This window comes from Candidatus Dependentiae bacterium, from assembly GCA_035445995.1.
GTDB lineage: Bacteria > Babelota > Babeliae > Babelales > Vermiphilaceae > DAOMRS01.
Window position 1 is genome coordinate 1 of the sequence record DAOMRS010000001.1, and the last position, 22581, is coordinate 22581.

Sequence of the window (22581 nt, forward strand, 5' to 3'; positions counted from 1 at the left end):
GAGGTTGGCTTAGAAGCAGCCATCCTTTAAAGAAAGCGTAACAGCTCACTGGTCAAGTGTCTCTGCGCTGAAAACGAACGGGGCTCAAACGAATCACCGAAGCTATGGTTTACATTAAAATTTCGATTTTAGTGTAGAGGTAGGGGAGCGTTCCTTGATAGATACGAGCTTGACCGTAAGGACAAGTGATGTGGATCAAGGAAGTGAGCATGTTGGTATTAGTAACGAAAAAACAGGTGAGATTCCTGTTCGCCGAAAATCTAAGGATTCCGTGAGATCGGTTCATCCACTCAGGGTTAGTCGATATCCTAAGCCGAGGCCAATTGGAGTAGGCGATGGAAAGCAGGCTAAAAATTCCTGCACCACCTAATGACGTTTGAGCGATGGAGTGACGCAGGAGGGTAAGTTGACTTGGCGTATGGATTGCCAAGCTAAGCGCAAAGGATAGCTTCATAGGTAAATCCGTGAGGTGTTTCTGAAGCGTTATGGGTATGCCAATTCGTAAGAAAAGGCGTATTTGACTGATCCCACACTGACTAGAAAAGCTTCTAGCGAGTCAAAGGGTGATCGTACCGCAAACCGACACAGGTAGATAGGTTGAGAATACTAAGGCGTTGAGATAATTATCATTAAGGAACTCGGCAAAATTGCCCCGTAACTTCGGGAGAAGGGGTGCCTGCATTGTTACTAAAATTTATTTTGGAAAGCAAAGGCAGGTTACAATAAATAGGCCCAACCGACTGTTTAACAAAAACACAGGGCTCTGCAAACTCGTAAGAGGAAGTATAGAGTCTGACGCCTGCCCAGTGCTGGAAGGTTAATAGGAGGGGTTAGCTTCGGCGAAGCTCCGATTTGAAGCCCCAGTAAACGGCGGCCGTAACTATAACGGTCCTAAGGTAGCGAAGTACCTTGTCGGGTAAATTCCGACGCGCATGAATGGCGTAACGAGTTGGGCGCTGTCTTGATGATAAACTCAGTGAATTTGTAGTGCCGGTGAAAATGCCGGCTACCCGCGGCAGGACGGAAAGACCCCGTGCACCTTTACTATAACTTGACATTGATTTTTGGATTGGTTTGTGTAGGATAGGCGGGAGACTATGAAGTCAGGGTGCTAGCTCTGATGGAGTCATCCTTGAAATACCGCCCTTATTGATTTGAAAATCTAACTTCGTTCCGTAATCCGGACGAAAGACAGTGTCTGGTGGGTAGTTTGACTGGGGTGGTCGCCTCCCAAAATGTAACGGAGGCGTTCAAAGGTTCCCTCATGACGAATAGAAATCGTCGGTAGAGTGTAAAGACAAAAGGGAGCTTGACTGCGAGACATACAGGTCGAGCAGGTGCGAAAGCAGGACTTAGTGATCCAGTGGTTCTGAATGGAAGGGCCATTGCTAAACGGATAAAAGGTACGCCGGGGATAACAGGCTGATCTCCTCTAAGAGTCCACATCGACGAGGAGGTTTGGCACCTCGATGTCGGCTCATCGCATCCTGGGGCTGAAGAAGGTCCCAAGGGTTTGGCTGTTCGCCAATTAAAGCGGTACGCGAGCTGGGTTCAGAACGTCGTAAGACAGTTCGGTCCTTATCCGCCGTGGGCGTAGGGTATTTGAGAGGGGCTGTCCCTAGTACGAGAGGACCGGGATGGGCAAATCTCTAGTGTTCCAGTTGTTTACCAAAAGCAACGCTGGGTAGCTAAATTTGTTAGAGATAACCGCTGAAAGCATCTAAGTGGGAAACTCGCCTCAAGATAAGATACCCCGTATTTTAATACGTAAGATCCCTTGAAGACTACAAGGTTGATAGGCTGGATGTGTACGTGCAGTAATGCACTTAGCTAACCAGTACTAATAGATCGAGAGTTTTAATCGCGAACTTTTAAAAATTTCGCAACTTTTGACAGATGTTAAAGGTTTATTTACAAATATTTCAATCACAAGTTGAAATTATAGATAATTTTGATACAATAATACTTTAAATTTTATAAGTAATGTATCGATTTATCGATTGAAATTTTCTGGTGGATATAGCTGTGGGGCAACACCCGTTCCCATCTCGAATACGGAAGTAAAGTCCACAGCGCCGATAATACTTGGCTGGAGACGGCCCGGAAAAGCAGGTACTGCCAGATTTATTTTAAAAAGGAATCTCATTTTTATGAGGTTCCTTTTTTTATGCTTTTTTTTATATACACAAAAGATATTTTTTTATAAATAAATTTTATTTTTGTTCTGAATTATTGTTGGTAGGTTGTATTATCTGATATGGTTTCATTTTTTACTATGCTGTAAGGGGCAATTTTACAATATTTTCCAATTGTTGTATTGCCTAGTATGTGTGCGCCTGCACCAATTTCTGTTCCGGCCCCAATGGTTACATTAACATCAACGCGTATGGTGTCAGGCAAATAGAACCGTACACCGCGTATCATCCAGTGTTCGATAATTTCTTGTTGTTTTATTTGTTCAGCGATAACAAGTTCTTTGAGAGTATTAACGCCACGTACAGGATCAAAGGGTACTTCTAAAGTAGTAACTGGTAATTTGTTATTACTTGCAATATGTACAAGGTCTGTAATATAAAATTCAGAAGTTTGTTCATTTTGTTGAATAGTACTTAAAAAGTTTTCTAAAAAATCTCGTTGAATGATGTATAAACCAGCATTTACATAGGGATATTTATCAATATTACCGGTAAAATGTTTTGCTTCTACAATAGCAATTTCATTTTCATGTTGTATAATACGGCCAAGTGCAAGCGATTTATCAGTATTTGCTGCAATAAGGAAACTGATTACTGCATTGGTGTCCATATGTTTTTCTATTAATTGCGCAATAATATCAGGTGTAATAAGAGGCATATCGCCATTCATTACGAGAATGTTTTGTGAATTCCAGGTGTGTTGCGTGCACTGTAAAGCATGTCCGGTTCCTTTTTGTTGTTCTTGTATAACGTAGGTAATATTTTGTATGCCGACTGATGTAATTGCCTGTTTAACTAGCTCTCGTTGATGGCCAATCACTACAATAGTTGGAATATTTAATTGTTCAAGTACGCGTAATGGGTAAGCAATCATTGGTTGCCCGCAAATTGGTGCAATTTGTTTGGTAATACCTGTTTTAAAACGTGACCCTTCACCACCTGCAAGTACGATGGCTTGGGTATTGTTTATCGTAGGCCGAGTAAATTGTGAAAGTAATAATAAGTTGAGATAGATATATTTTTTCATAAAGATCTCCTTTTTTTGTTATGATTAAAAAATAAAGGTGCGATAAATTTAAATTATCGCACCTTTATTTTTTAACAATATTTTTTATGTTTGATTATTATGATAGTTGTATGACATCTTTTTAAAAATGAATTAAAGATACCAGGCGGTAGTTTAGAAAATTATAGAAACAATGGAAAGAAAGTTAGATTAACTATCTTTCTTTCCAGCGTGTGATGTTATGAATAAATTTTTGTAGTTTACCATACGGTGGATACCGTAAATTATTATCAAACCATAATGATTTCTTGAATATTGATTTTTGATTGGAGAAAATATCAAAGCTTGCTTTGCCATGGTATCGGCCAAACCCACTTAAACCAGTACCGCCAAAAGGTAAGTAGCTTGAAGCAGCTTGCAAAATTGTGTCATTAATACCAACATTACCGGATGAGGTTGATTGTATAATTTTGTTGTGTATTTTTTTATTGCGGGAAAATATATACAAAGCTATTGGTTTTGATTTGTTATTGATAAAGCTGATTGCTTCATCAATATGTTCATAGGTAATGATGGGTAAAAGTGGTCCAAATATTTCTTCTTGCATGAGCGAACCTGTTAAATCAACATTATCCAAAAGTGTGGGTTCTATATATAAATCTTTGCGATCATATTGCCCACCCGTCAGTATACTCCCTTGTGTGAGTAATGGTACAAGACGATCAAAATGTCGTTCATCTATAATGCGAGCATAATCAGAACTTGTTTGCGGATTATCACCAAAAAATTGTGTAATTGTTTTCTTGATGTGATCAATAAGAGCATATTTTTGTGAGATATGAACCAATGCATAATCAGGTGCAACACAATTTTGCCCCGCATTTAAAAATTTTCCCCATGCTAGGCGTTGGGCGGTCTGTGGTATGTGTGCATCACTATGCACTATGCATGGACTTTTGCCACCAAGTTCTAAGGTGAGTGGTGTTAGGTGTTTTGCCGCTGCTTGCATAACAAATTGTCCCACACGAGTACTTCCAGTAAAAAAAATGTAATCAAACTTTTGTTCAAGTAATTCCTGTCCCACATCTATGCCGCCTTGTACAATGCTCACATACGCAGGATCAAATAACTTACTGATGATAGTATTCATTATGCGTGTTGTGTGTGGCGCATGTTCGGATGGTTTAATCACAATACAATTACCTGCTGCAATTGCGCCAATAAGTGGTAAAAACGTTAATTGAAACGGATAGTTCCATGGAGAAATGATTAAGATAACGCCGTAAGGTTCTGGAACAATATAACTACGGGCAGGTTTGTAGAGCAAGGGTGTTGTAACTTTGTGTGGCTTTGCCCAACAATGAATATTTTTGAGTACATAATTAATTTCTTTGAGAACCACATAAAATTCACTACTATATGCATCAAATGGTGCTTTATGCAAATCAGCATATAGCGCTTCAAGTATACGTGATTCATATTTAATCAAAGTATTCTTAAGATTTGTCAGTTGTTTGATTCGCTCACATACACATTTGGTGATATTAGTTGCAAAAAAAGTATGTTGGTTTTCTATGAGTTCCTTAATATCATACTTCATTATTATTCTGTACTTTCGTGAATATTATCTATTTAATTTTTTGAACCAGAGCCACGCGATACATGCTATAACACATACATTGCTTATTGCATATACAAAAGAGAATGGATATGCATGGAATAAACCGTGTTGCAATGTGCGTAAACTTATCTGTGTACCAACAATAAGAGGGATTAAAGCAAGATCAAACCGTATGACTAAGAAGTATAACAGAGCTAAGGTTATGCCGAATGCCAATCCAAATGTTCCATACAAGATAAGATTGTCTGCGTATAATATACCGGCAAATAAAAATCCACCAGCACAAAGAATGAATGTGGATGAAAACTTTTTATGAATACCATATTGAGTATGGTAATTAACCAAAGTAGTGAGTAATAACCATAATGTAGTAAAACTAATAAATGGAATAAGTACATTGTATATTTGGGCGAACAGAGGTACAAATGTATTGAGCGGATCATAATCAGCCCATGTTGCTTTGACTGTTGGTAGAAGATACACAAAAATATTTTCTATGCAGGCAAGTAGAATGCCAAGAGATATACCAAGCAGAATAGTAGAAATATTTTTAGGTAGTTTATTTTTTGTTTTAACATAACTGACAAAGCTAATAGTTAGTGCAAAAACAATTGCTTTAATTAAGATGCCAATACCGAGTGAACCAAACGTAATAAATAATTGATTAAGCCATGGTTTGCTAGTAACTAATTTAACTATGATAGCTGGCCATGAATTTATAGTATTTATAGTTAATAAGCTCAAAATACCTATGAAGCAAAAAATAAAAAATGATGTAAATGGGTTAGTACTGAAAGTCAAAGAAAGTAATGCAATGGCCATGCCAATTATAAAAAACAAGTAGATTAATAATCCACTCAGTTGTGTAATGACATGTGTTATATTTTGTTTATTTTGGAAGTCTCGTTGCCATAGCTCTGGTACATGTACTAATCGCTGCCAATCAGTTATTTCATTGCCTGCGATAGTAATTTTAATTCGTGCTTGGCCACCATCGATGGGTAAGATATTTTTTTGCGCAAAAACAAAAATCCAATCCTTACGCGCTGGTTTTTGTTGCGGAATAGCGGAAATTTCTATGATTTCTGTTGATTCAAGATTAAAGTGTTGTTGTAGTGCTTCAAATGCCAATATTCGGGCACTATTTTCATCAAGCGACATGCCAGGAGCGCTTTCTGGCAATAAGTGATTCATGCGTGATATGGTGCCATTAGGTTGGATAAAAACATGGTATTCTTCTGCACGAGCAACAATGTCACCATTAAATTGCGCAAAACGTACTACCCAGTGTGGAACTGTCAGATAATTTCCTAGTAATTTTTGGTACATAAGTTGCCCTGCTTCTTGCCAGACAAATACATGTTGTACATTTGCGTTATCATTGTCATCAATAGCTGTCATGACACGCCATTGCGTATTCAAGTGTATGTTTTGTTGGTTTAAATATGTACGTGCAATTACTTCTGCTTGTGTACGGTTTATACCAAGTGCCGGGGCATCTTGTCTGAATTGTGTTGTATATAACCATACGCTACATGCAGCTAATCCAAGGGCATATACTGATAATTGTTTGCGCAAAGTAAATGTGATCAATTCGGGTGCCTTAGTTTCATAATTGACTTGTTTGGGTGGTATTAAGGGTTGCCACGCTTTGTTGTAAGCATGTAAACCTAATGTGAACCATTTGTTTTCTTTCAAACGTGCAAATAATATGATCCACATCGGTAATAGTGCAAGCATTATAACAATTAACTGATTGATCCATGCCCAGGGGGCAGTTGATATAAAAATAGGAAGTGACATCCACACAACATCATAGATCACGTGGGAAATTATTGCAGGTAACAGTCCGAATGCAAGATATAAGCCACCAAATATTGAAGATGGTACTATAAGTTCAATAACTCGTGCATAAGCTGGTTGCATAGGATAATTTGCATGAGCAGCTCCAAATATTAATGCTTGTATAACAAATGCAAAAATGATCCATATGTTCTTTCTGCCATAATATGCACCTAGTAATGCAGCACTTGCAAGTGGTACGGCACGGAACAAGCATTCCTCCATAAATCCAGCACGTAATGCAGTAGCCAAAGAAGAAAACCAAGGAACATATGTTGCGAGTACATTAGGATCGAATAATGTGTCTGAAGGGACCCACCAGTTGAGATATTGTGTGGTGAAAATATAAAAGAAAGATATAAATGCAAAATGTATAGGCACAATCAAGTACCCACCAATAGTGTATCCCCAGACAGTTAGAGAACTTGCATAGTTTTTGTTCCATAACTTCCATAATTGCAGCTGATTGCCAAATGCTTTACGTGTTAAACTTTCTGCAGCCATAAAAATGAGCGAGTAGAAAATGAATTTGTACAAAAATTGATAGAGCATACTAGTCAAATAATTGAGTAAAAACCCATAGGGTGAAAGTGCGGTAGGGTATGCAAACCAAAGAAGTGGTATATTGTTGAGCATAGTTAGATTGTCAAGTAGTGCTATAATAGCACCCCACATGAGTGGCGTTTGCCATATTACCCAGTGTTGTTTAAATAAAATAAGTAGTCCTATTATGCAGCCGCCTAGAATGTAGATAAGTAGCATTACTAACTGTGCAAACCAAGCAATGGTATCATTAGCTGTTCGCACTTCTTGATATTGTCGTTTAAAACTATCCGGTATTTGTACAAAATGAGTAAGTTCAGTGACTTTATCACCACTGACCACTATACGTAATCTATAGCCATCGCCTATTTTATGATCAATGCGTTCATATACAAAGGTATGATCAATACGTTCAGAAAGACGTATTTCTTTTGATTGTTCTATGAGTGTATAGTGTGCAAAATCTATGTGCCAATTATTGATAGCTTGATATTCAGCGAGTAAGCGTGCATTTTGTACATCAAGATTAGTGCCTGGTATGTCTTCAGCTAATTTTTCTACAAAGCCATAAGGAATGCCATCGGGAGTGAACCGTATGATGGATTCATGCACTTGATAGGGTGTAAAATTACGTACTTGCCACGTATATGGTTGATATAAATTTTGTTTCATCATGGAAACAAAATTATCTTTACCACCACCTTCAAGTTCAATAAATGTTTTTACCAACGTATCAGTATGAAACATAATAGCTTGTTGTCCATTCTCTGGTCCGAAATTAAATTGTTGCGCAATATTTCTAGCGCGTTTTTGTGCCGCAGAACGATCCATAGTTAAATCAAGGTGAATGAGAGGAATTGCTTTTGGAAAAAAATGTACTGTTGTAGCAATGCATATGAGAGAAAAAATGCTAAATAAAACCCAAAATAAACGAGAACGAAAGTTGAATTGCATAATGACCTTTCAAAAAAGCAAGTAATACTTTTGTTCATTTTATTGTATGCTAAATAAAAATGGAAGTTTACATTACTAACTTATCTGGTTATTCCTGAGTGTCCACAAGGAGCCGGTACAACATGAAAGGCCGATATGATTAAGCGCATATCACTACCTATTCAATTATTATGTGTTATAGGGTTTGTATTTTTATTTGGCGGCATGCTTAGCACGTATACTGCACAATTTTTTTATACATTTAGTGTTTGGTTTAAGGATGCGTTGAGCTTTCTTTTACCGTTCATAGTATTTTCATTTGTGCTTACAGGTATTTTATCATTCAAAAAAAATGCACCAGTTGTTTTATTGGTTATGCTTGCACTTATTTTTTGTTCAAATGCATTAGTCGCATTGCTTAGCTATGTAGTAATTCGTGGTTTATTACCACTCGGCATATGTAGTGTTGATCCAGCGGCCATGTTGTCAGCAGATGTTACTATTGATCCTTTGTATGTATTGTCTTTACCGCTTGCACTCAGTTCTGAATATGCCATGCTCGCAGCGGTAGGATTTGGCTTACTATTTTCTTTTTTTCCATGGCCATGGTTTGAACAGCAAGTTATTCGACTTAAAGAACTAATTGAAGCTATTTTAAATATAGTTATTATTCCTTTATTGCCTTTGTATGTGTTTGGATTTTTGCTTAAAATTCAACATGAAGGAATGTTCATGCAGCTTATACAACAATATGGAAGTACGGTATTTATATTAGTTGCTATGCAAATTAGTTATTTGGTATGGATATATTTTGTAGCAGTAGGATTCTCATTACCGCGTGCGCTTCGGGCAATTAATATAGCATTACCTTCTTATCTGACTGCATTTAGTACTATGTCGAGTACAGCTACAGTTCCAGTATCGGTAGCAACTGCAACAAAAAACACCGGTGATCGAGCTCTTGCGGGTATGGCTATGCCAATAATGGCTAATGTCCATTTATTGGGAGATGCGATAGGAGTACCGGTGCTTGCAATGGTAACTATGACTTTATACCAAGTATGTTTGCCATCATTATCAGCTTTTATGCATTTTGTGTTTTATTTTTGCTTGAGTATGTTTGCGGTATCAGGTATACCAGGAGGAGGCATTATCGTAATAAGTCCAATTTTAAAAACGGTATTTGGATTTACACCAGAAATGGTAAGTATTATTATTACGCTTTATTTGCTACTTGATTCTTTTGGTACAGCAGCGAATGTGATGGGAGATGGAGCATTAGTTATAATTGTGCAGAAGGTTCTCAAGAAATTAAAAATTGTGACGTAAAAAAAGGCGCTTTTAACAGCGCCTTTAAATTTACCAAGAGTTATTTAATTTTTTTGTAATATTTTTTTTAACAAAGTTTTCTATTGCGGTTTTGAATGGATATATTCCAAAGAAACCAAGACCTGTATCATCTATATTCAAAGTTGTTTTTACTTCATTATATTTTTTTTCGAAATGATCTTGTAAATCTGCTGAAGTTAATGCCTTTAAATCAGATACGTGATCTCGTATAAATAACTTTAAATTATCTTCAGCAAATCTAGCAGCATATTTTAGTTCATTGTTACCAGACAAAGATAGTATTGCCGCTTTTCTTTGCATAATTTGTAATTGAATAAATTTCATACCAACAAAATGCACAAGAACCAGTCGTTCAAAGCTTTCAAAGTATTTAGCTAAATCAATATTTTCATCTAGAAGTGCTAAGATAAAAATATCTTTGTTATTATGCTGTAAAATTTCTTTAGGGAAATAATTACAATATATTTCTAAAAAATCTTTATTCATTTTTGCGTTACAGAAATGATCAATAATAATTTTTGCGGTACCAATATCAATTGTACCTTTTCGTGCGAATTTTACCGCCATAAGAAATTGTCTTAGATGATCAGGAATTTCCTTTGTCCAAGCAAGTTCTCTTGCATAGAAACCGTTTTTTAAGTTACTTTTTTTAATACGTTGCATGAAAGGAGTTAATGAATGGTAACCATTATCATCATGTTTGGGCAGTCTTACTGTAAGTGCTTCTAATTTTTTAGGTGTAAGTCTATTGTGTTCTATGAAATCTATGATTTCATTTTTATGCTCATCGATATAGCTTTGAGGCAACTTTTGAATAAGTGGTATAGCACATTCTTCGGGCAAATAGTCTAATTCTTCAAGTAGATATTTATCATAAAAACAGTATAATTCTTCGGCATTATCAACAATAACGTCCATTGCCAAATCTTTTAGACTTTTTATGTTATATTCTTTTTGGGTACTGTATTCTTCTTTTTCCATAGCCGGTATGAGCATTGGATTAAGGAGTGATATACCTGATAGTAAAATAAGTAGTTTCTTATTCATAAAAATCTCCATTTAAACCTATAGATTAGCCCTTTTTGAGGGTATATTAATACTCTAATACAAATAGAATAATTTAGCAAAAGGGGGGCTGTTTTTGGCTTATTTATTGCCAAAAATAGATAAAAGCTCATAGATATTGTGAAAACGGCGTGTAGAGGCTATTTTATGCTCTATTTTTTGATTTTTAGCAATCATGAGCTGTTCTATGCCAAAAGTGCTTGCTTCACGTACGAATTGATTAATTTGATTGATAGGCTTTACCTGGCCAGTTAAGCTTATTTCTCCTAGAGCAATTGATTTCTCGGGTAGAGGTTCCTGGAAGTAACTAGAAAGTAGTGCAAGGGCAATACCTAGGTCTATGGCGCTTGATTTGACCTTAAAACTACCACTTATTTTAAAAAATATATCATGGGTGTTTAATTTTATATGGAGATATTTTTGTAAAATAGCTGCAATGAGCATTACCTGCTTATGGTCAACCCCTGAAATTACTCGTTGTGGCATAGCAAGTTTTGACTCAATGGTAAGAGCTTGCAATTCGAGGAGTAATGGACGAGATCCTTCCATAACACTTACGAGCACTGAGCCTGGAGCGTTAGAAACTTCACTCAATAAGTGTTCATTGATATTGGCGACCTCTTGTAATCCTTCCTCTTTCATCTCAAAAAAACCAAGTTCATTGATAGTACCAAAACGGTTCTTTACTGCGCGCAATACTCGTGTTTGCCAGCGGTCTTCGCCTTGTAGATAAAAGACGGCATCAACCATGTGCTCTAATGTTTTGGGTCCTGCAATTACACCATCTTTGGTGATGTGTCCAGTAAGTATGATGGTAATATTTTGTTCTTTTGCCAGACGCATGAGTTGAAATGTTGATTCACGCAATTGGCCAACGCTACCAGGTAACGTTTGTGACCCGGCAATATAGCAATTTTGTATGGAATCAATAATCATAATTGTGGGTTTTTGTGATTGAGCAGTTGCTATAATGGTTGCTAAATCAGAAGCATCAGAAAATAATAACATTGCGTTCAGGCAGCCAAGTCGCTGTGCACGAAGTTTTACTTGTTGCAATGATTCTTCGGTAGAAAAATAAAATACGCGATATTGTTGTGCGAGTTGATTGCACACTTGTAGAAGTAGTGTAGATTTGCCAATGCCTGGGTCGCCAGTAAGTACCAATAATGAACTTGGGATAATGCCTCCACCCATGACACGATCCCATTCATGAATACCGGATAACATACGCTGTTGCATGTGCGTTGGCACATTATCCAAGTGTAGCATGGTTGTTGTGGCTGCACCTGCTAGTTGTGCTTTGCCAACTATGGGTGTTATAGTTGTTGGTTTTGTTTCGAAAAAGCTATCCCATTCCTTGCATTCAGGACAACAGCCAAGCCATTTTAGTGTTTTGTATGTACAATTGGTACAGGTATAGGAATTTTTTTGTTTTGACATATTTTAGAAGCTGAACTCTGCAAGATTTGGTCTTCTATCGATAGAATAACAATTACGACATCGTGCTTGATATGTTTCTTGAGCACCAACTTGAATTACCGGATCATCAAACTTGGCAGGCTTATTACCTACTAAGCGTTGAGAAAAATAAGCTTCACGTCCACAGGTAGTGCAAATAGCAGTGAGCTTGGTAATGTTGTCTGCAATTGCGAGCAGAGTTGGCATAGGACCAAAAGGTATTCCACGAAAATCTCGATCAAGACCACCAACAATGACACGCTTGCCCGCATCTACTAGTTCACAAATGACGGTTATAATGCCTTGTGGATAAAATTGTACCTCATCAATCCCAATGACATCTGCTTTTGTGTTATATACTTGAGCACAGATATCATCAAGACGATCTGTTGCAAAAGCATCAATGGTGCTTCCATTGTGCGAACGAACTTGTTCAATTGTATGGCGATCGTCCAATGCATGTTTAAAAACTAAAATACCTTGCTTGGCAAATGTAGCACGGCGTAATCGGCGAATGAGTTCTTCTGATTTTCCAGAAAACATAGGACCACAAATAACTTCAAGTGAACCTTTGCTTTTTGAATCTTTTATACTCATGTATTTGAGCTCCTGTGAATCTAAATTTGGGTTTGTATCGTAACTATGTTAGCATAACGATACGTATTTTTTTTGCAAAAACAATAGTGGTAAACCATGATACAAAAAAAACAAATAAAAAAAACAGATGGACTTGTGCTTAATAAATACATTGCACAAGCAGGGTTGTGTTCTCGTCGTAAAGCAATCGATTTGATCAAAGCTGGTAGAGTTACCATAAATAATCGAGTGGTCAAGGAACCAGGGTATCGGGTATTGCCCTCTGATCGGGTTGCCGTAGAAGGCCAAATTTTGGCTCGTGAGCGAAGTAATGTTTATATCCTGCTGAACAAACCGAAGGATTATGTAACAACGCTCTCCGATGAACGTGGTCGCAAAACGGTGATAGATTTACTCAAGCCTGAGGTCACAGAGCGCGTGTATCCGGTTGGTAGACTTGATAGAAATACAACGGGCGTTTTATTACTTACCAATGACGGAGATCTTGCAAACCAACTTGCGCATCCTAAATATCAGGTACAAAAAATTTATAAAGTGACAGTTGATTTTGTAGTAAAGCCATCTGATATACAGAAACTTAAACAAGGTATTCAACTTGAAGATGGACAAGTTGTTGTAGATGAAGCGCAGTATGTTCCGCGTGAAAGAAAGAATAATGTCTATGTTGCGTTGCATAGTGGCAAATATCGTGTTGTACGTCGTTTGTTTGAAGCATTGGGCTATGAGGTCGATAAGCTCGATAGGGTGCAATTTGCGGGTTTGACCAAAAAAGGATTGCGTGTTGGTGAGTGGCGTTACTTGACACCGGAAGAAGTCCGAGAGCTCAAGGGCAAATAGATACTCAAATAGGCATAATTAATACTTTTATGAGATTGGTTCTGGTATACGCATACGCGTATGAATAGCATCATTTTTTTCTTTTAATTGCTTGAGTATCTCATAGTAGGAGATAATCTTAGTAAGATTGGTATTACATTCTTTTTTGAGCTGTTGATAACTGAGATTGAACAGATCTACAGTAAACATATTTTTTTCTTCTTCAGATAATGTGTTCAAGTCATTAATATTTTTTAATTTTAATAATGTGTTTCTTGTTTCAATTAAATGTTGTTGGAATGGAATACTAAACATACTTAATACAATGGGATGAAATATAGAGGTCACGCTAGTTTTAAAATGGTTAACTATGATATTACCTTAGGCAAGTGGTATGTTATGTTCGATACATGTATTATAAATATCTGCATGTTTTTTTTTAAATACCATGGTTGCATGTGCATTTCTTATGAACCGGTGTGGTATAGTTGGGCACATTAATCCTTGTTCAATTGATTGTTGTGTGGTTTCATAAATATCTTTGTAGGCATGTATGACTTCAAAAGGGCAATCATAACAAGTATTTTGTTCTAAGTTTTGTTTAAAATTTTGCAAGTCTTTTTCCATAGCAAAATTTACTGCGGTACTACATATGAGGATCAGTTGTGTGATATATAAATATTTCATATACATTTCCTTAAAGTAGGGGTTAATAATAAATATAATTACTTTATAGTAGCAATTTTTTCTATCGATTTCACGTTATTTACGTTACACTTGATGAGCCGTTTTTGATTGTGCTAATAAAATATATAAAAAGTGAGTTTTTATGCAAAATGCATATCTAAAAATTGAACAATCTGAGCCACTACATGGAGTGGCAGAACTAGTTGGAGCAAAAAATGCAGTATTAGTAACTATGGCATCGCTGTTGCTAACTAGTGGCAAATCTGTATTGCATAATGTTCCGTGTTCAGCAGATGTATTGCATATGGTTAAGTTGCTTGAACAATTAGGTGCTCGTATAGTATTTGTACCAGAACAACATACATTAGAGGTTGATACCACACATGTTAGCAGGTGGCAAGTAACAGCTGATATTATGAAAAAGATGCGTGCTTCAATTTTGGTTATGGGGCCCTTATTAGCACGTTTTGGCTACGCTGATATAGCAGTTCCAGGTGGTTGTGTATTGGGCTCTCGACCAATTGATTATCATGTGAATAATTTTAAAAAGATGGGTGTAGAAATTACTCAGGAAGGTGATTTTTTACGTGGGCGTGCGACAAAACTTAAGCCTCAGAAAATAGTACTTGCATATCCAAGCGTAGGTGCTACAGAAAATATTATGATGGCAGCCGTATTGACCAAAGGAACTACCCATATTGTCAATGCAGCGCTTGAGCCAGAAGTTCTTGATTTAATCATAGTGCTCAAAAAAATGGGTGCACGGATACATATCACACCACCGGCAACTTTGATAATAGAAGGTGTTGATGATTTGAGACCAATTGAACACGCTATTCTCATTGATCGTTTGGAAGCAGGATCGCTACTCATAGCAGCAGCTGCAACTGGTGGCTCCATTTCGTTACCACAAGCACCAGCATACGCACTTGATGTATTTTTATTAAAACTTGAAGAAATGGGTCACACTATTGAAGTTGGCAGCAATGGTGTTGGTATTACTTTACGGGCAACACAAAATCCACAAGCTGTTTCATTCAAAACAAGTCCATATCCTGGATTTCCAACAGATTTACAAGCGCCTATGATGGTTTTGCAATGTCTGGCAGAAGGTACCAGTGTTATTGAAGAAACTGTATTTGAAAACCGCCTTGTGCATGCACGTGAGCTTATAAAAATGGGTGCGCATATTACGGTAAATAATAATACAGCGATAGTTACAGGAGTTGAAGAGCTGTATGGAGCTCAGGTGATTGCATCCGATATTCGTGCTGCATGTGCACTTGCTATTGCAGGTATGAGTGCAAAAGGCACAACAATTATGACAGGAATACAGCATTGGAAACGTGGGTATGAATCGCTTGAAAAAAAATTAGCTATATTGGGAGCGAATATTCAATTGTATGGAGAACCTTGTTCTGATCAGAATATTCTATATGAGGGTCAAGAAAAGCAAATTAGAATTTAAAAGCTACCGGTTAATTCAGTCAGTTCTTGAGTAATCCTTGCTTGGCGTAATTTATTGTATTCAAGCTTTGTAAGTTCAAGTAAATTATTAGCATTCCGAGTAGAATTATCCATAGATAAAAAACGTGCTGCATATTCTGCATACAATGACTGGAATAAAGTAAACTGAATATATGCTTCCAAATATTGTTGGGCAATAACATCAAGTATTTCAGTTGCATTTTGTTCCCATATATATTCCTCGGTTGATGACTGTTTCATGTCATGGTCGAGGGTAAATGGTATTAATTGTGTATCATGTGGTTTTTGTACAAAAAATCCTTGTAATTTATTGCTGACCATAATGACAGAAGTATATGGTTGTGGTGCATGTATAATGGTATCTACTAGTGCTTGTGAAAGTGTAAATAAATTACGTAATCCAAATGTTGGATAGGTGGCGATAAGGTTGCCATTTGTTACTTCTTGTATGAAATCAACTGCCTTTTTACCAATTACGATAATATCATATGGATGAATATATGGTGAGTTGCTTCTGTTGAAAAAGTTGAATAATGACGAATTAAAATTGCCACATAGTCCTTTTTGTGAGCCGATCAAAATAATAAGATTTTTTGTAGGAGTTTGAGGTGATGGATTGAGGAGTTGATTGTGCCATTCGGGAACTATCGTATGTATGCGTTCAAAAAGCGTTTTGATATGTTCTATGTACTGTGTCATAGGTTCTTGTTTATTCTTGAGGCGTGAATGAGTGGACATAGAAATAAGACGCATGGCATGGGTAATTTTCTTTATTGTTTCAATAGCTTTAATGCGTTGTCGCATATGCACTAACTTAGACATAATTTTGCTCCCACACCGATTGTGATAGACTAATCAACTTGCAATAATTGTACGGAGTTATTATGTTTTTTGCAATACTCAGGGATATGCAGGAATTAATAAATGATTATTATAATTGATGGATATAATTTACTCAAACAACACATTACTGATCGTCTTATTACTGAACAAGAGCGCATCCTGTTTATTGGGCAGATGCAGCGTTATGCACAACGCAAAAAACATATGATAATAGTGGTATTTGATGGTGGGCCGTCTGATTGGTTGCACAAAAGTCAGAGTGGTAGAGTGACAGAATTGTATTCAGGTGCATACAAAACGGCAGATGACATTATTAAGCAATATCTTGAAGATTATAAAAACAAAGATGTATTGTTGGTTTCTGCAGACCGTGATTTAACTGATTATGCAGTGTACTTAGATATTGTATCCATAGATCCATCATATTTTTATGAATTAGTGCAAGATACACTAAAGGATCAAGAACTAGGCAGTAAATCAGAAGAACGTCTAGAGAAAACAACCCAGCAAGATGACGAATCGCTTGATAAGGTAATGTTAGCATTTAGTACATCGGTTCCGGTAAAAAAAGAGGATATTAAAAAAGTATCTTTTATTACCAATGGTCGCAAGAAATCAAAACAAGAGCGCATGTTAATAGAAAAGTTGAAAAAATTATGAACGTACAAAAAATTATATATTCTCAACAAGAAGTAGAGTATGTTGCACGGTTACTCATACAAAAATTAAAAACATGCAAGATATTTACGTTTCAAGGGCCACTTGGGGCAGGTAAAACGACGTTGATTCGTCAACTATTAGAGCAATTAGGAATTAAGGGAGAAATTACCAGCCCTACGTTTACCTACTTGAATGTATATGTAAATGATAAACAGGAAACATTTTACCATTTTGATTTATATAGAATTGGTAGTGTTGATGAGTTTATAACTGCTGGATTTAATGAATATTTGTACCAGCCAAATAGTTGGACATTGATCGAATGGCCCGAGGTTGTAGCGCCATTACTTACGCATGATGTATGTAATATTGCCATAGATTATGGTCAGGATTTGCATACACGCGAATTAACGATACGTTGTGTATAAAAAAAGCTCCGCATGTGCCGGAGCTTTTTTTAAGAGTTTTTTTGCTTGAATCTACGATGGGCTTTTGCTGTTGTTTTTTTGGGTTTTTCAGGTATAGATCGCTTGTTGTCTTGTGTAGAATTTGTTTGTTCAACTTTTGAAGCATCCCAATATTTATTCATGAGTTTTTGTAATTTTTCTCTAGAAATAGCAATTTCATTTTGATTTATCGAAAAAGATTCTAATCCAGAAAATCTTTTGCGATTTGTTGTAATTCTCACAACATAATTTACATAGATTATTATTCCGTGTTCATTGCGTACAGGTATGTTTACCAGATCAATACCGATAATTTCATTCCAACGATATTTCATTTTATTTTCATACCATATGCCTGATTTGGTTAGCATAATGACTGGTATATGTAAATTACAGTAATTTTTATACCAATCATATATAAAAAATGAACCAGCTGCAGTTAATAAACTCCCAAAGACATAATCGAATGTGGGATCTTGTAGGTGTGTGCCTCCATGTCCAATCAATATATTGGGTGTGCGGGTATATCCACTATATAAAAATGATAATCCTGGAGCGATGAATATACTTGAAGCTAATAAACTTGACCAAAAATTTAGCTTTGAGCGATATATCAAGGCACGACCATGCATATCTTCAACATAAGTTCTTGTTTGTGTAGCTTGTATATTTTGTGTTGAACTTACTGTAAGGATGGTCCCTGCAAGTAATGTGAGTACTAACCGTTTCATATGCTTTACCTTTTTATCGGTTGCGTCGAGCACTTTTCTTGTTGTTTGGTTGAACAATGGCGGTAGTCGTTGCTGTTGTTTTATTTTTACCGGTATTCATTGATTGATGTTTTGCAACATATCGTTGTACAACTTCATCAACGAGTACATTGGTTACCAAGCCACTATCAGTAATGTCAGCTTCTGATTTAATAGTCGTCATGATACCTTGCAAGTCACCATTAGACAAGCCTTGCGTACCTTGCGCAATTGTTTTGATTTTTTCATCAGTCAGGCAAGCCTGGGCAGATGCAACAAATTCAGCACTATTTTCTTTTTCATCAAGCAATATGGTATTGCGGTATAATTGCAACACACGTGCGCGTTCGTTTTGCGCAGGTAATGGAACTTCTACTAAGTCATCAATACGACGTTGCATAGCAGCATCAAATACGATTTTGCGGTTGGTTGCCATAATAATCATGTATTTATTACTACGATCACCAAGACGGTTTAACAAGTGATTCAATACGATTGTTTGTTCAGAATCTAATTTCAATTGATCACGGTCAACAAACAATGTATCTGCTTCATCGATAAATATAGTTACACCCGTTTGTTTTTCGGCCCATTCGAACATTTCATCTATGGCCGATATGCCGCCTTTAAGTAATGCAGAGCCGTCAGTTTCACGCCATTGCATTTTACCATTGGTAGCTTCATTTACACGGCGTATCATGTTACGGGCAAAATATGTTTTACCAGTACCTGGAGGTCCTTCAAGCAATATGTTGCGATAAAAGACATTTGTTTTGCCTTGATTAATTTTTTCATTAATGTTGATAGTGGCTTTAGTAATGTTGTTTAATCGTGTTTCAAGCGCAGGGCTATAAATCATTTCTGGGAAATGTTCAGTGCGGCCAAGCGCCCAATTTTTGAAGCGTTCCCATCTTGTTTTATCTGAAGTTGCACGGAATACTTTTGGTTCAGGTTTTTGAGTTACTTTATGCATAATATACTTACCACTAAACCAAGCAGTAATAACGGCAATAGGAGCAGCTGCAGTTAGAAAAGCGCCAGTGGATCCAAATTTCCATAATGATTTGTAAGCAGCGTTATTAATTCGCTGTGCTACTGCCGAAGCATCGACCGATTGATTGGCAGGAATGCCGAGCGTATCTCTAGCTGCTGCAGAAAGCTGTCTGCCTGCTACAGCTCTCATTTCATCAGCATTGTCTTCCAAAAGTCGTACAGCTTCGTGTCCTGCTCTAGCTAATCCATCATGAAAATCTGAAGCTATTACATTTCCGGCATCTCTGGTTAATTTATATACCTTACTAATTGTTTGGGTAGGATTGATTGCAGCACCAACTACTTGAGCAGCTTGAGTACCTACATTCACGACAGTTGATGCTATTTCATCAATATGTACACCTTCTTCTTCTAAGGCTTCACCAGCTTGCGATAGACCGTGTTTAGTTTTTGTTACTACAGCTTTAAATGCAGGAGTATCCTTAATCGCTTGGTATCCAGCATAGGTTGCAATACCTGCAATTGGCCATGAAATCCAATTTGGCATGATATCACTCCATAATACGTCATATGCCGCTGCAGCAGGAATGGCAAATGGTGCCGTATATTTTGCAGCACGAAAAGCGCCTTTGGTAGTGGTTTTAATTGGATTATTATAGAAATTAATGCCAGAAGTTTTTACTGATTCCCATGTGCTATTTACGGTATCCATACCAGTTATATAACCAGGTATGATTACTTGGCCTATAAACAAAATAGCAAGTGCTAGTTTTAATGATCTATTGGTTTTCATAACAATGCCCCTTAAGAAGTTTTCATATAGAAATTATAGAAAGAAGCTCTATTGTTTCCTTATATTTATGTATAACAGTCTAGTATATAAAGGATTTTAAAGCAAAAGCCCTAGGTTACAAATGGCTAGGATAGGAGGTTTTCCCTTGGGAACTACCAGAAGATAACCCCATTTAGTGCAAAAATGGCAAAAAACTCAAAAAACTGCAAAATTAAGTTGAAATCCTCCTATAAAAACAATATTATAGAGTCACGAACCTTTTGTTTGAAATCCCTAGTTTTCAGATGGCGAGATACCCAAGCGGCCAACGGGGGCGGACTGTAAATCCGCTGGCTCAGCCTTCGCAGGTTCGAATCCTGCTCTCGCCACCAGTTTATTCGAGTTTTCAAGCCTGGCAAGCTATGACTGGTAGCCTGTCTTGAAGTCTGTATCATAAAAGGTTTTATTTTAACAAAATCAGTGTTGATTAAAATTATAAGAAGTGTACAATAGTTTTTCGGCATTCTTGCAACTATAAAAATTTGAAATTAATGTACAGCGGATTGAGGTACATAAATCCGCCAAAAAAGGCGGGAATAGCTCAATTGGCTAGAGCGACAGCCTTCCAAGCTGTAGGTTGCGGGTTCGAGTCCCGTTTCCCGCTCCAAAATATTGTAATGTGTGCTGGTGTAGCTCAGTTGGTAGAGCAGCTGATTTGTAATCAGCAGGTCGTGGGTTCGAATCCTATCACCAGCTCCATAAAATACAATGTTTACAAGGTGTATAAGTTTTTATAATTATGTTGTCTTTTTACAATTTTTAATTTACTCTATCTATATTAAATAGTAAGGAAATACGCTTTTACAAGGATTTGGGCCCACGTAGCTCAGTTGGCAGAGCACTTCCTTGGTAAGGGAGAGGTCACCGGTTCAAGTCCGGTCGCGGGCTCCAGTGTCACCAACCAAATTGATAAACAACATCGAGGCGAATGGGAACGGTTAAAAAATTATGGCAAAAAATAGAGTTACTACTCATCTTGTATGTGAACAATGCAAGGAAAGAAATTACACACAGGTTGTAGGGAAAAAAAGAACAGTTGGCACACTTAAATTAAGTAAATACTGTTCACGTTGTCGCAAGCATAATGCACATAAAGAGACAAAGTAAAGTACCTAGGCCAGTAGCTCAATTGGTAGAGTAGCAGACTCCAAATCTGTTGGTTGGGGGTTCGAGTCCCTCCTGGCCTGCCAATAACATGAGTGAAGGTGTATTATTATAAAAATTTGTAAGGTAGGATCAGAGCACCATGTTAGCAAAAAATGCAATTCACTTTTTACGTGACGTACGGGTTGAGCTTACTAAAATAGTTTGGCCTAAATGGGATGAATTTATAGGCTCTACAATTGTAGTGCTTTTTTTAGTTTGCATTTTTTCCATTTACTTGGGGGCACTTGATTTCGGATTTTCTCAATTAGCAAAATATATATTTTCACTTTATGGTGGTTATTAACGTTGACAGGCAGGATGTAACGACATGAAACGGTGGTATGTTGTCCAGGTCTATGCTGGGTATGAGCAAATAGTAAAAACTGACATCGAGAAACGTATCGCAGAACAGTCGATGCAAGATGAATTTGGTGAGGTATTTGTGCCGTCAGCAAAATTAAAAAAATTCTTTGAATCTGTTGATGAAAAAGAAAGTGATCAGCAGTTGTTTCCTGGTTATATTTTAGTTGAAATGGAAATGAAACCAGAGACAATGCGGCTTGTTACATCAAGTTTACGCGTATTGAAATTTTTAGGAGGTAAGGAGCCAGCTCCACTATCTAAAAAAGAAATCAATCGCATTTTAAAGCAAGTCGAAGGTGAAATTGAGGTTGGTCCTAAAAAAGAAGAATTTTCTGTGGGCAGTGAAGTTGACATTGCAGATGGTCCATTTGCAGGGTTTGTAGGCATTGTTGAAAGCGTTGATTCAGAAAATGAGAAATTAAAAGTGATGGTGAGCATTTTCGGGCGTATGACGCCAGTAGAGTTAGGGTTTCATCAAGTTAAACGATAAGCGAGCATAGGTTAAAACTATGGCAAAAGAAATTAAAGCACAGATTAAGTTACAAATTCCTGCAGGCGGCGCAACGCCAGCTCCACCAGTTGGTTCTTCATTGGGGCAGCATGGTGTTCCAATTATGGATTTTTGCAAACAGTTTAATGCGCAAACTGCAAACCAAAAAGGTCAAACTATCCCAGTTTTAATTACGGTTTATAAAGATCGTACTTTTTCTTTCATTTTAAAAACACCTCCGGTTACTGAATTAATTAAAAAGAAAATTAATTTAAAAAAGGGATCCTCTAAGCCGCACACTGATAAAGTGGGTAAAATTTCTTGGAGTGATATTGAAGAAATAGCAAAAGTTAAATTCCCAGATTTGAATGCACATGATATTGAGCAAGCTAAGAAAATTATTGCTGGTAGTGCACGCAGTATGGGTGTAGAAGTTATTGATTAATGGTAGGGACGGT

At 37.0% G+C, this 22581-nt stretch carries 20 protein-coding genes, 5 tRNA genes and 2 rRNA genes; 16 read left to right on the forward strand and 11 right to left on the reverse strand.

Translation table 11 applies throughout. The features are described 5' to 3' along the window. Together PK943_00005 and rrf are read left to right on the forward strand one after the other, a co-directional pair. Nucleotides 1-1865: ribosomal RNA gene (locus PK943_00005) — 23S ribosomal RNA — on the forward strand; the annotation flags it as partial. A gap of 144 nt (nucleotides 1866-2009) precedes the next feature. After that, nucleotides 2010-2124: ribosomal RNA gene (rrf, locus tag PK943_00010) — 5S ribosomal RNA — on the forward strand. A gap of 105 nt (nucleotides 2125-2229) precedes the next feature. On the opposite strand, the gene PK943_00015 is transcribed toward rrf, so the two are convergent. The 3 genes from PK943_00015 to PK943_00025 form a co-directional block, all read right to left on the reverse strand. After that, nucleotides 2230-3222, reverse strand: a complete 993-nt coding sequence (locus PK943_00015; GenBank protein ID HRN77609.1) for an NTP transferase domain-containing protein — start codon at nucleotides 3220-3222, stop codon at nucleotides 2230-2232. 193 nt (nucleotides 3223-3415) lie between these two features. Next, on the reverse strand, nucleotides 3416-4801 hold the full coding sequence (locus tag PK943_00020) for an aldehyde dehydrogenase (protein HRN77610.1): 1386 nt from the start codon (nucleotides 4799-4801) through the stop codon (nucleotides 3416-3418). Between the two features lie 24 nt (nucleotides 4802-4825). Beyond that, nucleotides 4826-8161 (reverse strand): type II CAAX endopeptidase family protein, encoded by a 3336-nt coding sequence (locus PK943_00025; GenBank protein ID HRN77611.1) that lies wholly within the window; start codon nucleotides 8159-8161, stop codon nucleotides 4826-4828. A 135-nt stretch (nucleotides 8162-8296) separates the two neighbouring features. Here PK943_00025 and PK943_00030 point away from each other — a divergent pair, with 135 nt between their 5' ends. After that, the gene (locus PK943_00030; protein ID HRN77612.1) at nucleotides 8297-9469 is read left to right on the forward strand and encodes a cation:dicarboxylase symporter family transporter; all 1173 of its coding nucleotides are present in this window, start codon (nucleotides 8297-8299) and stop codon (nucleotides 9467-9469) included. Between the two features lie 30 nt (nucleotides 9470-9499). Here PK943_00030 and PK943_00035 read toward each other — a convergent pair whose 3' ends face one another. The 3 genes from PK943_00035 to PK943_00045 all read right to left on the reverse strand — a co-directional run bounded on the left by PK943_00035 (nucleotide 9500) and on the right by PK943_00045 (nucleotide 12610). Further along, nucleotides 9500-10537, reverse strand: coding sequence for a hypothetical protein (locus tag PK943_00035; protein HRN77613.1), 1038 nt, complete (start codon nucleotides 10535-10537; stop codon nucleotides 9500-9502). Nucleotides 10538-10636: 99 nt separating this feature from the next. After that, entirely contained in the window at nucleotides 10637-11995 is a 1359-nt protein-coding gene (radA, locus tag PK943_00040) for a DNA repair protein RadA (protein HRN77614.1), read from the reverse strand. A gap of 3 nt (nucleotides 11996-11998) precedes the next feature. Then, nucleotides 11999-12610, reverse strand: coding sequence for a thymidine kinase (locus tag PK943_00045; GenBank protein HRN77615.1), 612 nt, complete (start codon nucleotides 12608-12610; stop codon nucleotides 11999-12001). A 96-nt stretch (nucleotides 12611-12706) separates the two neighbouring features. On the opposite strand from PK943_00045, the gene PK943_00050 reads away from it, so the two are divergent. Then, nucleotides 12707-13447, forward strand: a complete 741-nt coding sequence (locus PK943_00050; protein ID HRN77616.1) for a pseudouridine synthase — start codon at nucleotides 12707-12709, stop codon at nucleotides 13445-13447. 27 nt (nucleotides 13448-13474) lie between these two features. Here the strand turns inward: PK943_00050 and PK943_00055 are convergent, their stop codons facing one another. Both PK943_00055 and PK943_00060 read right to left on the reverse strand, forming a co-directional pair. Further along, entirely contained in the window at nucleotides 13475-13741 is a 267-nt protein-coding gene (locus PK943_00055; GenBank protein ID HRN77617.1) for a hypothetical protein, read from the reverse strand. Nucleotides 13742-13807: 66 nt separating this feature from the next. Then, nucleotides 13808-14113: a hypothetical protein gene (locus PK943_00060; GenBank protein HRN77618.1), complete on the reverse strand. Its 306-nt coding sequence runs from the start codon at nucleotides 14111-14113 to the stop codon at nucleotides 13808-13810. Between the two features lie 142 nt (nucleotides 14114-14255). On the opposite strand from PK943_00060, the gene murA reads away from it, so the two are divergent. Then, nucleotides 14256-15581 carry a UDP-N-acetylglucosamine 1-carboxyvinyltransferase gene (gene murA, locus PK943_00065; GenBank protein HRN77619.1) on the forward strand — a complete coding sequence of 442 codons (1326 nt, stop codon included), beginning with the start codon at nucleotides 14256-14258 and terminating at the stop codon, nucleotides 15579-15581. Here the strand turns inward: murA and PK943_00070 are convergent. Continuing rightward, entirely contained in the window at nucleotides 15578-16423 is an 846-nt protein-coding gene (locus tag PK943_00070) for a FoF1 ATP synthase subunit gamma (GenBank protein HRN77620.1), read from the reverse strand. The two genes, murA and PK943_00070, sit on opposite strands and share 4 nt — an antisense overlap. 102 nt (nucleotides 16424-16525) lie before the next feature. Here PK943_00070 and PK943_00075 point away from each other — a divergent pair, with 102 nt between their 5' ends. Both PK943_00075 and tsaE read left to right on the forward strand, forming a co-directional pair. Next, entirely contained in the window at nucleotides 16526-17104 is a 579-nt protein-coding gene (locus tag PK943_00075) for an NYN domain-containing protein (protein ID HRN77621.1), read from the forward strand. Further along, nucleotides 17101-17532 carry a tRNA (adenosine(37)-N6)-threonylcarbamoyltransferase complex ATPase subunit type 1 TsaE gene (tsaE, locus tag PK943_00080; protein HRN77622.1) on the forward strand — a complete coding sequence of 144 codons (432 nt, stop codon included), beginning with the start codon at nucleotides 17101-17103 and terminating at the stop codon, nucleotides 17530-17532. The genes PK943_00075 and tsaE overlap by 4 nt, the downstream gene beginning before the upstream one ends. Before the next feature lie 29 nt (nucleotides 17533-17561). Here tsaE and PK943_00085 read toward each other — a convergent pair whose 3' ends face one another. Then, entirely contained in the window at nucleotides 17562-18281 is a 720-nt protein-coding gene (locus tag PK943_00085) for a hypothetical protein (GenBank protein HRN77623.1), read from the reverse strand. Nucleotides 18282-18294: 13 nt separating this feature from the next. Beyond that, entirely contained in the window at nucleotides 18295-20085 is a 1791-nt protein-coding gene (locus PK943_00090; protein HRN77624.1) for an AAA family ATPase, read from the reverse strand. 286 nt (nucleotides 20086-20371) lie between these two features. Here PK943_00090 and PK943_00095 point away from each other — a divergent pair. The 9 genes from PK943_00095 to rplK all read left to right on the forward strand — a co-directional run bounded on the left by PK943_00095 (nucleotide 20372) and on the right by rplK (nucleotide 22568). Beyond that, nucleotides 20372-20456: transfer RNA gene (locus PK943_00095), tRNA-Tyr, on the forward strand. A gap of 198 nt (nucleotides 20457-20654) precedes the next feature. After that, nucleotides 20655-20731 (forward strand) — tRNA-Gly (locus PK943_00100). Nucleotides 20732-20747: 16 nt separating this feature from the next. Further along, nucleotides 20748-20823: transfer RNA gene (locus PK943_00105), tRNA-Thr, on the forward strand. Between the two features lie 116 nt (nucleotides 20824-20939). Continuing rightward, a tRNA-Thr gene (locus tag PK943_00110) sits at nucleotides 20940-21015 on the forward strand. A gap of 57 nt (nucleotides 21016-21072) precedes the next feature. Further along, the gene (rpmG, locus tag PK943_00115; protein HRN77625.1) at nucleotides 21073-21231 is read left to right on the forward strand and encodes a 50S ribosomal protein L33; all 159 of its coding nucleotides are present in this window, start codon (nucleotides 21073-21075) and stop codon (nucleotides 21229-21231) included. Between the two features lie 7 nt (nucleotides 21232-21238). Beyond that, a tRNA-Trp gene (locus PK943_00120) sits at nucleotides 21239-21314 on the forward strand. A gap of 56 nt (nucleotides 21315-21370) precedes the next feature. Beyond that, nucleotides 21371-21574 carry a preprotein translocase subunit SecE gene (gene secE / locus PK943_00125; GenBank protein HRN77626.1) on the forward strand — a complete coding sequence of 68 codons (204 nt, stop codon included), beginning with the start codon at nucleotides 21371-21373 and terminating at the stop codon, nucleotides 21572-21574. Nucleotides 21575-21598: 24 nt separating this feature from the next. Then, a complete protein-coding gene (nusG, locus tag PK943_00130) occupies nucleotides 21599-22123 on the forward strand; it encodes a transcription termination/antitermination protein NusG (GenBank protein HRN77627.1) in 525 nt (174 codons plus the stop codon). A gap of 19 nt (nucleotides 22124-22142) precedes the next feature. After that, nucleotides 22143-22568, forward strand: coding sequence for a 50S ribosomal protein L11 (gene rplK / locus PK943_00135; GenBank protein ID HRN77628.1), 426 nt, complete (start codon nucleotides 22143-22145; stop codon nucleotides 22566-22568). The last annotated feature ends 13 nt before the right edge of the window (nucleotides 22569-22581 follow it).